Source organism: Streptomyces sp. NPDC002868 (genome assembly GCF_055563295.1).
Window position 1 is genome coordinate 33,498 of sequence record NZ_JBVHDR010000017.1, and the last position, 12,488, is coordinate 45,985.

11 protein-coding genes are annotated in these 12,488 nt (G+C 71.1%); 3 read left to right on the plus strand and 8 right to left on the minus strand.

What is annotated here, in order from left to right:
• Nucleotides 1-7: 7 nt before the first annotated feature.
• From ACZ3H8_RS34470 to ACZ3H8_RS34480, 3 genes are all read right to left on the minus strand, one after another.
• Nucleotides 8-2,263: an FAD/NAD(P)-binding protein gene (locus ACZ3H8_RS34470; protein ID WP_467408484.1), complete on the minus strand. Its 2,256-nt coding sequence runs from the start codon at nucleotides 2,261-2,263 to the stop codon at nucleotides 8-10.
• A 97-nt stretch (nucleotides 2,264-2,360) separates the two neighbouring features.
• On the minus strand, nucleotides 2,361-4,049 hold the full coding sequence (locus ACZ3H8_RS34475) for an alkaline phosphatase D family protein (protein WP_467408486.1): 1,689 nt from the start codon (nucleotides 4,047-4,049) through the stop codon (nucleotides 2,361-2,363).
• 97 nt (nucleotides 4,050-4,146) lie between these two features.
• Nucleotides 4,147-4,800 (minus strand): HNH endonuclease family protein, encoded by a 654-nt coding sequence (locus tag ACZ3H8_RS34480; protein ID WP_467408489.1) that lies wholly within the window; start codon nucleotides 4,798-4,800, stop codon nucleotides 4,147-4,149.
• A gap of 240 nt (nucleotides 4,801-5,040) precedes the next feature.
• Between ACZ3H8_RS34480 and ACZ3H8_RS34485 the strand changes: the two genes are divergently transcribed.
• The gene (locus ACZ3H8_RS34485) at nucleotides 5,041-5,781 is read left to right on the plus strand and encodes an ABC transporter permease (protein ID WP_307663748.1); all 741 of its coding nucleotides are present in this window, start codon (nucleotides 5,041-5,043) and stop codon (nucleotides 5,779-5,781) included.
• Nucleotides 5,782-6,083: 302 nt separating this feature from the next.
• The gene (locus tag ACZ3H8_RS34490; protein WP_467408491.1) at nucleotides 6,084-6,668 is read left to right on the plus strand and encodes a TMEM165/GDT1 family protein; all 585 of its coding nucleotides are present in this window, start codon (nucleotides 6,084-6,086) and stop codon (nucleotides 6,666-6,668) included.
• Between the two features lie 175 nt (nucleotides 6,669-6,843).
• On the opposite strand, the gene ACZ3H8_RS34495 is transcribed toward ACZ3H8_RS34490, so the two are convergent.
• Both ACZ3H8_RS34495 and ACZ3H8_RS34500 read right to left on the minus strand, forming a co-directional pair.
• Nucleotides 6,844-7,515, minus strand: coding sequence for an HAD-IA family hydrolase (locus ACZ3H8_RS34495; protein ID WP_467408493.1), 672 nt, complete (start codon nucleotides 7,513-7,515; stop codon nucleotides 6,844-6,846).
• Between the two features lie 129 nt (nucleotides 7,516-7,644).
• Nucleotides 7,645-8,541 carry a peptidoglycan-binding domain-containing protein gene (locus ACZ3H8_RS34500; protein WP_467408495.1) on the minus strand — a complete coding sequence of 299 codons (897 nt, stop codon included), beginning with the start codon at nucleotides 8,539-8,541 and terminating at the stop codon, nucleotides 7,645-7,647.
• Between the two features lie 170 nt (nucleotides 8,542-8,711).
• On the opposite strand from ACZ3H8_RS34500, the gene ACZ3H8_RS34505 reads away from it, so the two are divergent.
• A complete protein-coding gene (locus tag ACZ3H8_RS34505; protein WP_467408605.1) occupies nucleotides 8,712-10,760 on the plus strand; it encodes an MDR family MFS transporter in 2,049 nt (682 codons plus the stop codon).
• A gap of 16 nt (nucleotides 10,761-10,776) precedes the next feature.
• Here ACZ3H8_RS34505 and ACZ3H8_RS34510 read toward each other — a convergent pair whose 3' ends face one another.
• The 3 genes from ACZ3H8_RS34510 to ACZ3H8_RS34520 form a co-directional block, all read right to left on the minus strand.
• Nucleotides 10,777-11,256 carry a GNAT family N-acetyltransferase gene (locus ACZ3H8_RS34510; protein WP_467408497.1) on the minus strand — a complete coding sequence of 160 codons (480 nt, stop codon included), beginning with the start codon at nucleotides 11,254-11,256 and terminating at the stop codon, nucleotides 10,777-10,779.
• Nucleotides 11,257-11,332: 76 nt separating this feature from the next.
• Nucleotides 11,333-11,665: an antibiotic biosynthesis monooxygenase family protein gene (locus tag ACZ3H8_RS34515; RefSeq protein WP_398993599.1), complete on the minus strand. Its 333-nt coding sequence runs from the start codon at nucleotides 11,663-11,665 to the stop codon at nucleotides 11,333-11,335.
• A 42-nt stretch (nucleotides 11,666-11,707) separates the two neighbouring features.
• Nucleotides 11,708-12,391, minus strand: coding sequence for an O-methyltransferase (locus ACZ3H8_RS34520; protein ID WP_467408499.1), 684 nt, complete (start codon nucleotides 12,389-12,391; stop codon nucleotides 11,708-11,710).
• Nucleotides 12,392-12,488: the final 97 nt, after the last annotated feature.

Sequence of the window (12,488 nt, forward strand, 5' to 3'; positions counted from 1 at the left end):
GGCGGGCCTAATCAATACTTGCAAGTTCAACAGTTGCCCGGCGGTCGATTTTCGCCACGGATTCCGCTTCTGTGTTCCTGCGTGACGCTCCGAGGGTGCGCAGGGCGGCGCGCGCCACGGCGTCCGCGTCCGAGAGCGTCACCGAGTCCACGCCAGGCCTGGCCCCGGCCGCGGTCACCCAGTGCACGCCCTCGGTGGGCACCCCGATCGCGAAGCGCCGTGGGTGCGGGCGGCCCTGACGGTTGATCAGACGGTACGGGCGCTGTGTTACGTCCAGCCCTCCGGTTTCGTAACCGTCGATCGTGTGCGGCCGGCACTGGCCCGTCTTCAACAGCCGCCCCAGCAGCTCGTCGCAGGTCCGCCTGAGGTCCGGTTCCGGCAGCCGCGCCTCGATCAGCGTCGTCGCCGTGACGAAAGATCCGGGCACATCCGGCGACTCGGCGGTGAAGGCTCCGTCCAGGACCTCGTCGGACATCCCGATGGTGGTGCGCGGGCCGATCACGTCCAGTACGCCCGCCTCGATCAGGGCCGTCATCTCCTCGATGCGGCGACGCGGCGGGCCGATGGAGAGGAACGCGTTCAGCGGGGTGTACCAGCGGTCCAGGTGGTCGCGGCGGGAGCTGCCGGAGAGGCCGGCGTGGTCCACGATCAGGCGCAGCTCGTTGCGGAGATCGCGCAGTACGTCGAGGGCGGCCTTCAGAGGGCCCTCGACATTGCCGAGCGCGGCCGCGGCGGCGTCCTGGCGCAGATGGGCGAGGAGCCAGGCGCGGTGCTCGGCGGGGGAGGCGAAGCGCTCGTCGGCGTACGGACGCGAAATCAGGTCCCAGGACCAGCGGTCCGGGTGCGCGATGTTGAACTCGTCGAGTACGGCGGTCTCTTGGGGGCTGCCGTGGGGGGCGTCGAGGTAACGGGCCCGGAAGCCGCGGAGGGCGAGGCCGTCGGGGCCGGTTTCGGATCCGGGTCCGGGGCCGCGTTCGGGTTCGGGGCCGCGTTCGGGCTCGGGTTCGCGTGCCGCGAGGAGCGCCTCGTAGTGCACCGTCTCCACTTCCTTCGCCACGAGCGGCCATATCTCGGTGAGGAAGTCCGGCGGGTCGCCCTCGTCCGCGCGCTTGCGGAAGACGGCGATCACGTCGGGCGTGAGCACCAGCGGCTCGTGCCGCCCGGACGAGCCCTTCGCGTTGTCGCCGCGCGCCTGGTACGGGACGCCGCGCCGCGATCCCGCGTACAGCCGCGGTTCGCGGCCGGAGGGGGCGTAGGTGAGCGCACCGTCGTCACCGCGTACGAACGCACCGCCGCGGCCGGTCGTCAACAGCGCCATGTGGTCGAAGAAGTTGAGACCGAGGCCGCGCAGCAGGACCGATTCTCCCGGGGCTATGGGGGAGAGGTCGAGGTCCGCGGGGTTGGCGGGCCCGAAGTAGCGCAGGCGGGGGTGGCGGGCGGTGTACTCGGCGAGGTGCGCCTGGGTCTGCCGGGAGACGACGGGCAGATGCCCCTGAGCGAGGATCACGGCGGAGAGCCCGGTGATGGTGGTGCCGTCATCGAGGGTGAGCGTCTGGAGCGGGGCGGTGGCCGCGTACGCGTCCGGTCCGGTGGCCGTGAGCTCGTCGAGTGCGGTAGCCGCGGGCGCGTCCGTTCCGGCGCCCCCGGGGGCGGTGGCGTCGCCCGCGGTACGGGGTTGGGGCACCGTGCGGGCGCCCGCCCGCGTCCCGGCTGCCGTGGCCTGCGCCTCCGGCCGGCTTCGCGCGGCTGCCGTCGGCGCCCCGTCCGCCGCAGCCTCCTCCCGGTCGTCCTCAAGCCGTACCGCCCGTGCCCTGTGTACCTCCACCGTCACCGACTCCGGGGCCGACGCCACAGACCTGCTGAATGCCCATGCCAGGTAGCGCCCGTAGCACGCCCGCGTCGGATACTCGTCCGGGCCGAGCTTCTCCCCGGCGATCCCCGTCGCCCACTCGTACAGGGTCGGGCCCGGGAGGATCGGGCCCTCGCAGGAAACGCTGTCGTCCGTGAACAGCGTGACCTGCGACGCCACTGTGTTCATCAGCAGCTCCGCGGACTGGTCCGTGCGCCAGACGCGGCCCGGGCCCGGGGGTGCCGGGTCGACGAGGTGGATCGTCAGCGGCGTGTCCGGGGTCAGTTCGGGGGCCGACGCACAGAGCCGTTCGAGCACGGACGTGCCGCGCGGGCCCGCGCCGACGACCGCGATGGCGCGGGCGGGGGCACCGGTGCGCGGAACTGCGGACCATACGTCGCGTACGTCGGACAAAGCGGTGACTCCCGGGGCACGTGGGGCTGCATGGAAGCTGAGCGTCCGGCTCATCATGCCGGGGGTGCGCCGGGAGTCGAACCCCTGGGGTCGAGGATCACCCTCCGCTGTGGGAAGGATCACGGCTCGCAGTCAGCTCCCGCTCGTCCGCCGTCACCAGCCGCGCGCGAGCGTCGGAACCCGCCCCGACCACCTGCGCCTGGTCCAGCCGCAGGTTCGCCGAACGGCCACGCAGCACCAACGTCATCAGCTGATTGCCGAACCACGGACCGCCCGTGCGTCCCCAGTTCACCGCCGACCTGCGCACGCGGCCATGGCGGGCCAGCGCATGGCCGAGCCGCCGGCCCACCCGGCTCCAGCCGAAGGTGAAGCCGAGCTGTATTGAGCGCGGGATGGAGTTGTGCACGGGCGAGCAGGTCAGCTGCAGCACCCGGGAGTCGGGCTGCGCGGCGTCCGGCCACTCGGGCTCGGCGACGTACGCATGGTGCACATCGCCCGACAGTACGCATACCGTCGCCGGCGCGTCCTCCCCGCTGCCGACCTCCGCGATCAGGGCCGCCAGCTTCTCGAAGGAGGCGGGGAAGGCCGCCCAGTGCTCCAAGTCGGCTCGTCTGCGCAGGTCCTCGCCGAACCGCGCCCATCTCTCGCCCCGCTCACCGCGGCACAGCGCGGCGTTCCAGATCTCCGCGTCGTGGATCAGCGGCGGCAGCAGCCACGGCAGCGAGGTGCCGATGAGCAGATGGTCGTACGACCCCCGCCCGGCCAGCGCCTGGTCGCGCAGCCAGCGGGCCTCGTCCTGGTCCAGCATCGACCGCCGCTGCTCTTCCAGGACGCGGCCCGCGCGCGTGTCCACCATCAGCAGCCGGGTCCGGCCGAAGTCGCGGCGGTAACTCCAGCGCACACAGGCCGGGTCGGCGTCGGCCTCCTCGGCGAAGCGTCTGAGCCGGTCGGTCCCGTCGTCAGACGCCCGTACCGCCGCGTACAGCTCGTCCGACTCCAGCGCCGCCGGGGAGAGATTGCCCAGGTGCTGGTAGACCCAGTACGACATCAGGGCGCTGAGTACCCGCTTCTGCCACCACGGGGTGGTCCGCATCTCCGCCAGCCAGGACGCGCTGGTGTTCCAGTCGTCGATCACGTCGTGGTCGTCGAAGATCATGCAGCTGGGGACGGTGGAGAGCAGCCAGCGCACCTCGGGGTCCAGCCAGGACTCGTCGTAGAGGCGGGTGTACTCCTCGTAGTCCGCGACCTCCGCGCCGGGAGGCTCGCTCAGATCCCTGCGGGTGGCGATCCATTCCTTGGTCGCCTTGGACGTCGCGTCCGCGTACACCTGGTCGCCCAGCAGGAGCAGCACATCGGGCCGTACGGCATCGGGCTCGGCGGCGAGCTTCGCGGCGAGGGTGTCGAGCGCGTCCGGGCCGATCGGGTCGTGCTCGTCGGCGGGCGCGGACGACCAGCGGCACGAGCCGAAGGACACGGTGACGCCGGGGGAGGGGACGTCGGGCATACGGATGGTGCTCGCCGGGAATGGGGAGTCTTCGAGCGGCCAGACCCGGTGGCCGTCGAGCAGCACTTCGTACTCCGTCGCCGTGCCGGGCGTCAGACCGGTGACGGGGACCAGCGCGTAGTGGTGGCCTTCGATCCGGAATGTGTGCGAAGTACCCTTTGCGCCGTCCGCGCACCGGACCTCGGCCGTGCACGGCCGGTCGGCCTCGACCCAGACGGTCGCGCTCCCGCCGGATTCCCAGTCGACATACCGCAGCAGTGGTCCCAGGCGCAGCCCGGTCATGTGTGCCCTCCTCTGTCGCACCGCACCGTACGGTACGGAACGACAGAGGAGGGGGAACAGGTTCCGGCCGGATCGTGGCCGGAGTGTAAGCGGCTGGTCAGCAGCCGTTCAGTACCGACTGCAGGGCGCTCTTCTCGGCCGAGTCCACGGACAGGTTCCAGTGGTGCTTCACGTGCACCCACATCCGGGCGTACGTGCAGCGGTAGGCGGTCCGCGGCGGCAGCCACTCCGCCGGGTCGAGGTCGCTCTTGGCCTGGTTGACGTTGTCGGTGACGGCGATCAGCTGCGGGCGGGTGAGGTCGTTGGCGAAGGACTGCCGCTGGGCCGTGGTCCAGCTGCTCGCGCCGGAGCGCCAGGCTTCGGCGAGCGCCACGACGTGATCGATGTCCAGGTCGGAGGCGAGGGACCAGGTGGCGCCGTCGTACTCGGAGTACCAAGTGCCGCTGACCGCCGCACAGCTGGAGTCCTGCTGGACGTTCTGGCCGTCGCGCTTGAGGACGACCTCACGGGTGTTGCACGCGCCCGACTGGGTGATCCAGTGCGGGAACTTGTCGCGGCTGTAGCCGGTGGAGGAGCCTTCCGCCTTCACCGTCAGCTGGCCGAGGTAGGTACGGGCGGTGGCGGCGCTGATCGGGGTGGGCGGGGAGGCCTGCGCGGTGGGGGCGGTGGCGAGCAGACCGGTGGCGGCGAGGGCGGAGGTTGCGGCGAGTACGGCTATACGGCGGAAGCGACGCGCGTAGACACCAGGCATGCGAACTCCTTTGACGTGGGGGGTACTTGGCCGTTCGGGCGTGGCCATGGTGGCGGCGCCAGGTTTCTTGCGGGTGGGCGCCAGGTAACAGGGTGGCGACATGGGCACGTCACATCAAGGGTTCTGACCCCCCGGAACTACCAGGGCGGCTCTGGACATCCACAGAAATCATCAGAAATCCCCGGACTTCAAGGAGGCTGACGCCCCGGCACATGGCGTGCGGCGGCGTAGGGTTGCCGGGTGCTGCTGTCGGTCAATGTCACGTTCGGAGTCGTGCTGGCCGTGCTGCTGGCCGTCGCGGCGACGGTGGCAGCCGTCGCTCAGCTGGGACGGGGGCGCGAGATCGCGGTGGCCGGCGTGCGGGCCGCGGTCCAACTCGGGGCCGTCTCCCTGGTGATCGGCTGGGTGGTCCGCTCCGTACCGCTGCTGCTCGCGTTTCTGCTGCTGATGTACGCGGTCGCGGTGCGCACGGCCGGCCGACGCATCACCGCGAACAAGACCTGGTTGTGGGCCTGGCTGCCGATCGCCGCGGGCGTCGTGCCCGTCGTCTGTGCCCTGCTGCTCACGGGCATGGTCCCGCTGAAGGGCATCGCGCTGATCCCGGTGACCGGCATCCTCATCGGTGGCGCGCTCACCGCGACCGTGCTCGGCGGGCGGCGGGCCCTGGACGAGCTGAAGCTGCGGCACGGCGAGGTGGAGGCGGGGATGGCGCTCGGGCTGCTCGACCGGGACGCCCGGATGGAGGTGGCGCGCGAGGCCGCGTCCGACGCGCTGCTGCCGGGGCTCGATCAGACCAGAACCGTGGGTCTGGTCACACTGCCGGGCGCGTTCGTCGGCATGCTGCTCGGCGGGGCGTCACCGCTGCTGGCGGGCGCCGTGCAGCTGTTTGTACTGGTCGCGCTGATGGCGGTGCAGGCGGTGGCGGTGTCGCTGGTGCTGGAGCTGGTGGCGCGGGGGCGGCTCTACCGCGATCCGGCCTGACGGCGGGGGTGCCGTAGCCTTGACGGAGCAGAAGGGGAGTAGCTCTTCGCCGGAACGTCGACATACTGCTGGGCCTCGTTGCCCGGCCGGCGCCCGGAGGCGGACCTTTTTCGAGTTTCGAGACCTCGGTTTCGAGACCTCGGTTTCGAGACCTCGGTTTCGAGAACTCGGTGAGGCCCGCCAGCGAGACCTTCGGCCGCAGTACCCATGTATCCATTCATGGTGCTGCCGTGCCGAAGCGACCCCTGAAACGCTCAGGACTCTCGGCAGGGCCGCGCCCGACCGATTGAGGAATCCCAACCGTGATCAGCTTCACCGTCATGGCGGTCACCTTCGGTGTCGTCTTCCTCGCCGAACTCCCCGACAAGACCGCCCTCGCCGGTCTGATGCTCGGCACCCGCTACCGGGCCTCATACGTCTTCGCGGGTGTCGCCGCCGCCTTCGCCGTCCATGTCACGCTCGCCGTCGCGGCGGGCAGCGTGCTGACCCTGCTGCCGCACCGGCTGGTGCAGGCGGTGGTCGGCCTGCTCTTCCTCGCGGGCGCGCTGATGCTGCTGATGAAGAAGGACGACGGCGAGGAGGAGAAGGTCAAGGCCCCGGCCGACCAGTCCTTCTGGAAGGTCTCCGGGGCGGGCTTCATGCTGATCCTGGTCGCGGAGTTCGGCGATCTGACCCAGATCATGACGGCGAACCTCGCGGCCCGCTACGACAACCCGCTCTCGGTGGGGATCGGTGCGGTGCTGGCGCTGTGGACGGTGGCGGGGATCGGGATCCTGGGCGGGCGGACGCTGATGAAGTACGTGCCGCTGCGGCTGATTACGAGGGTGGCGGCGGGGGTGATGCTGGCGCTGGCGGGGTTCAGCCTTTATGAGGCGCTGGCGGGGTAGGGCTGCGCGGTGCGGGCGCGGTGCGGTGCGGGTGCGGTGCGCCTGCGGCGGGCCTGTTCCCCTCCCCGCCCCTTCCCGAACTGGGGCTCCGCCCCAGACCCCGGTACGCCCTTCGGGCGTTGTCCTCAATCGCCGGACGGGCTCCAATGGAGCCCCTCCGGCGATTGAGCCCCGGTTACGCCGTGATGTGGAGGCGGATCGTGCCGTCCGGGCCCTCCGTCACCTGGAGGTGCGTCAGGTCCTGGACGTGGACGTCCGGGGCCAGTGCCGACGCGCGCGGGCCCACCCCCACCACCCGCATCCCCGCCGATCTCGCCGCCTCGATGCCCGCCTCCGAGTCCTCGAAGGCCACGCAGTCCGCCGGGGCGAAGCCCAGCTCCGCCGCGCCCTTGAGGAAGCCCTCCGGGTCCGGCTTGCTCGCGCCGACGCGTTCGGCGGTGACCCGGGTTCGCGGCATCGGCAGGCCCGCCGCGGTCATCCGGGCCTGGGCGAGCGCCTCGTCCGCCGAGGTCACCAGGGCGTGCGGGAGCGCGGCGATCGCCGCCATGAAGGCCTGGGCGCCCGCGACGGGGACGACGCCTTCGGTGTCCGCGGTCTCCTGGGCGAGCATCACGCGGTTGTCGGCGTGGTTCTGCTCCATCGGCCGGTCCGGGAGCAGCGCCGCCATGGTCGCGTACCCCTGCCGGCCGTGAACGACCTTCAGCGCCTCGTCCGGGTCCAGGCCGTGCTCGGCCGCCCAGACGCGCCAGCAGCGCTCGACCACCGCGTCCGAGTTGACGATGGTGCCGTCCATGTCGAGCAGGAGGGCACGGGCGGTCAGGACGGGCGGCGGGACGGTTGCCGGCATCGGCGTACTCCAAGGCGCGGGAGAAGAGAGACAAGGCGGTTCCGCCCGCCGGTCAGGGAGTGCGGGCGGAACCACTTTGTTCCACCACGATACAAAAACAGACCGGTCGGCGCTACCCCGAGCCGGGACTCACGGCTCGCTCGTCTCCGCCTCCAGTGCCCGGCGCGTCTTCGGTCCGTAGACCCCCTTGGGATCACCCTTGACGTTCCGGCTGTCCTGGTACGACCGCACCGCGTCCTCGACCGACTGTCCGTACTGTCCGTCCATCGGGCCCACGTACAGCAGCACCTTGGCCAGCCGCTGCTGGAGCTCCACGACCTCTGGTCCGCTGTCCCCGCTTCGCAGCGTGCCCGACCCCGGCGCCTGTGGCGCCTCGGACGCCGAACCCGTGGCCTGCGCCGTCGAGGGCGGTGGGGCCGACGGGTTTGCGGGTGCGGAGGAGTCGGCGGACGTACTCGCCGAGGACTGCCCCGTCGCCGCCGTACCGGACGGCGAGGCCGAGGTGTCGGCCGACGCGGACCCGGATGGCGATGACGTGGGTGTGTCCGGCAGTGCGCTCACGGTCGGCGCGCTCGTCCCCCTGTCTGGCAGGGCCTTCTCGCGCTCGTCGTCCCCGGAGAAGAGCCCTCCGGCGAACGCCGCGGTCCCGGCCACCGTCACCGCCGCCGCGGCCACCATGAGCCCCTTGTGCGACCGTCGGCGCCCGCGGTGCCGCACTGGGGTGAGGTCCACGGGGTCGAGAGTCTCCGGCTCGTCATGCGGCGCCAGATCCACCGCGTGGCGCGGCGGCAGTGACAGTGGCAGCGGCACCGTCCCGCCGTCCGGCGCGGGACCGCTCTCGGCCACGTTCCGCAGCGTTACATATGGCCGTACGCGCAGCGGATCGAAATCCTCGACCGCCGCGGCCTCCGCCTCCCGCTCCGCCTGTACCGCGTCCGCGGCCCGCTCCGCGCAGGCACAGCCGGGCCCGGCTCTGCCCTCGTTATCTCGCGGCGTACCGCATTCAGGACACAGGTGTCCGGTCATTGCTGATTCCCTCCCCTTGCGCTGCGAGCGATTATGCAGCCCCTCGCGACGCCCAACGGCGCCCGGTCGCCCGGCGCCGCCCGCCCCGCCCGCACGGCAGGCCGTAACCGGTCACAACGCCCAGGATGGGGAGGAGAGTGATGGAGGGCCGCGTAACCGAGGAGATCGGCATGGCTCAGGAAGTGAGCACTCCGGCCGTGAATCCGGCCCCGGGCGAGGGCCAGAACCGGCAGGCCGTCCTGGCAGCCATCGGCGCACTGCTCCTCGGCATGCTGCTCGCCGCCCTCGACCAGACCATCGTCTCCACCGCCCTGCCGACCATCGTCAGCGATCTCGGCGGCATGGACCATCTGTCCTGGGTCGTCACCGCGTATCTGCTCGCCTCGACCGCGGCCACCCCCCTGTGGGGCAAGCTCGGCGACCAGTACGGCCGCAAAAAGCTCTTCCAGGCCGCCATCGTCATCTTCCTGATCGCCTCCGCGCTGTGCGGCGTCGCCCAGAACATGCCGCAGCTCATCGGCTTCCGCGCGCTCCAAGGCCTGGGCGGCGGCGGCCTCATGGTGCTGTCCATGGCGATCGTCGGCGACATCGTCTCGCCACGCGAACGCGGAAGGTATCAGGGCCTGTTCGGCGCGGTCTTCGGCGCGACCAGCGTCCTCGGCCCGCTGCTCGGCGGCCTCTTCACCCAACACCTCAGCTGGCGCTGGGTGTTCTACATCAACCTCCCCATCGGCATCGTCGCGCTGCTCGTCATCGCCGCCGTGCTGCACATCCCGGCCGGCCGGACCCGTCACACCATCGACTACCTCGGCACCTTCCTCATCGCCTCCGTCACCACCTGCCTGGTCCTCGTCGCCTCCCTCGGCGGCATCACCTGGGCCTGGGGCTCGGCGCAGATCATCGGCCTCGCCGTACTCGCCGCCGTACTCCTCGTGGTTTTCGTGTACGTCGAGCAGCGCGCCGCCGAACCGGTGCTGCCGCTCAAGCTGTTCCGGATCCGCACCTTCACGCTCGTCGCCGTCATCAGCTTCATCGTCGGCTTCGCGATGTTCGGCGCGTTGACCTATCTGCCGACGTTCCTGCAGATCGTGCACGGCATCTCTCCGACCATCTCCGGTGTGCACATGCTGCCGATGGTGCTCGGCCTGCTGCTGACCTCGACCTTGTCCGGCCAGCTCGTCAGCCGCACCGGACGCTGGAAGGTCTTCCCCATCGCGGGCACCGGCATCACCGCCGTGGGCCTGCTGCTGCTCCACCGGCTCGACGAGACCAGCTCCACCGGAGAGATGAGCGCGTACTTCTTCGTCTTCGGCGCCGGTCTCGGCCTGGTCATGCAGGTGCTCGTACTCGTCGTCCAGAACGCCGTCAGCTACGAGGACCTGGGCGTCGCCACCTCCGGCGCGACCTTCTTCCGTTCCATCGGGGCCGCGTTCGGCGTCGCCATCTTCGGCTCGATCTTCACCAACCGGCTGGATCACATGCTGACCCAAGCGCTCGCCGGACGGTCCGTGCCCTCCGGCGTCGGTCCCGGGCAGCTGGCCGCCGACTCGCGCTTGATCGCCGAACTGCCGCCCGCGCTGCGCCCGTCGGTGCTCCACGCGTACTCGTCGTCCATCACCGACGTCTTCCTGTACGCCGTGCCCGTGGTCGTCGTGGCCTTCCTCGTCTCCTGTTTCCTCAAGGAGGACAAGCTGCGCGGCTCGGTCACCGCGCCCGATCCCACCGAGACCCTGGCCTCCAACCCGGTCCACCGCTCCTCCCACGAGGAGGTGGCGCGGGCTCTGTCGGTGCTCGGCTCGCGCGAGGGCCGGCGCAAGATCTACGAGAAGATCACCGACAGGGCGGGGTACGACCTGCTGCCCGCGGCCAGTTGGCTGCTGCTGCGCATCCGCCGCCACGGCATCGTCGAGCCCGCCCTGCTCGCCGACTCCACGCTCGTGCCGCTGCGCGTCATCACCGAGGCCGCCCGCCAGCTGGAGGAACGCGGCCTCGCCCGCCGCGAGGGCCTGGATCTGATGCTCACCGACCGGGGCGTGGAGACGGCCGTACGGCTGGCGAAGGCCCGCGAAGACTCGCTCGCGGAGCTGCTCGGCGACTGGTGGGGCCCGGAGCGGCCGACCAATCTGGTGCAACTGGTCCGGGAGTTGACCGCGGAGCTGTGCGGCTCGGACCAGGAGCGGCCGAACGGCCCGCAGCCCAGGCGCGACCACTCCGCCTGAACTCCGCCCTGCCGCCTCACAGCTCCTTGCCGTACCAGATTTCCATGTACGGACCCGAGCAGTACGCGGGGATCTCGGCGTAGCCGTGCCGGACGTACAGGGCGCGTGCCTCGATCAGATCGAGCCGCGTATTGAGAACCATGCGCCGCGCGCCGAGCCCGCGCGCCTCGTCCTCCAGGGTCCGCAGCAGCAGCCCGGCGCCCTTCTTGCCGCGGAAGGCCGGCCGCAGATACACCCGCGTGAGCTCGGCGCGCTCGGCGTCCAGCAGCAGGATGCCGCCGCAGGCCGCGGCCTTGTGGCCGTACCGTCCGACGACGAACTGGCCGGTGGGCGGCGCGAGTTGCTCGACGCCGTCCCCGGCGAGCCCCTCGTCGATCTCGCGGCGGGTCGCGGGCCGCTTCCAGTAGCGGCTCGCGACCTCGTCGTAGTAGTCACGCCGCAGGGCACTCGCGTCGGGGGAGTCGAAGGCCTCGGGGGCCAGGGTCCAGGTGGTCATACCGGTCTCTGTACCGGACGGGCAGCCCCCGCGGCCAACGATTTCCGCCGCTCAGCCCGTGGAACGTGCCGACGTGCTAGGCCTTCGGGGCGGCCTGCTGGACGACCTCGAAGGACCACAGCGTCGACCCGGTGGCGGCGGGCTTCGGCCGCTCGCCACCCTCGCCGCCTCCGCCCCCACCCCCGTGCGAGGCGCGCATCGAGCCCTCCATCCAGGCCTGGAAGGACGCCTCGTCGGCCCAGCGCGTGTAGACGAGGTACTGGTCGGTCCCTTCGAGCGGGCGCAGCAGCTCGAACCACTCGAAGCCGTCGGAGTTCTCCACCGAGCCCGCACGGGACGCGAAGCGCTTCTCCAGCACCTCGCGCTGCTCCTCGGGGACGGTCAGGACGTTGATCTTCACGATGCTCATGAGTCCCATCCTGCCGTACGGCATACGCCCGCCGGCGGCCCCTCAGGCCACCACACGCCCCAGCAGGAACCCGTCGTACCCCTTCGCGCCCACCGTCTGGACCGCCGTCGCGTCCAGCCGCGGCTCCTGTGCCAGCAGCTCGTACATCCGCCGTGTACCGACGATCGCCGGGTCCGTGCTGTCCGCGTCCAGCACCGCGCCGCCCCGGATCGCGTTGTCGACGATGATCACGCTGCCGGGGCGGCTGAGCTTCAGCGCCCACTCCACGTACTGCGGATTGTTCTGCTTGTCCGCGTCGATGAAGACCAGGTCGAACGGGCCCGCGCCCGGCTCCGTCGCCAGCTTCGGCAGCGTCTCCAGCGCCGCGCCCGTCCTGACCTCGGCGATCTTGTCGAGTCCCGCGTGGGCGATGTTCGCGCGGGCCACCTCCGCGTGGGCCGGGTTGTATTCGAGGGAGATCAGCCGGCCGTTCTTCGGCAGCGCTCTGGCCAGCCAGATCGTGCTGTAGCCGCCCAGCGTGCCGATTTCGAGAACCGTGCGAGCGCCCTGCATCTGTGCCAGCAGATACAGCAACTTGCCCTGGTTCGACGCGACCTGGATGGGCGGGAGACCGGCCGCTTCGCTCGCCGCGAGGGCCGCGGTCAGGGCTTCGTCGGCGGGCGCGAGGTGGTCGGTGACATAGCTGTCGACGGCGTTCCACTGGTCCTGGGGCTGCTCCTTGGTCATGCGCCCCAACCTATTTCAGTCGACCGGCGGCGGCACGGGAATCAGCGACGGCGGCAGGACCGGCCTGCGCCGCCGGCGCTGCGGATCTCGCAGTTCC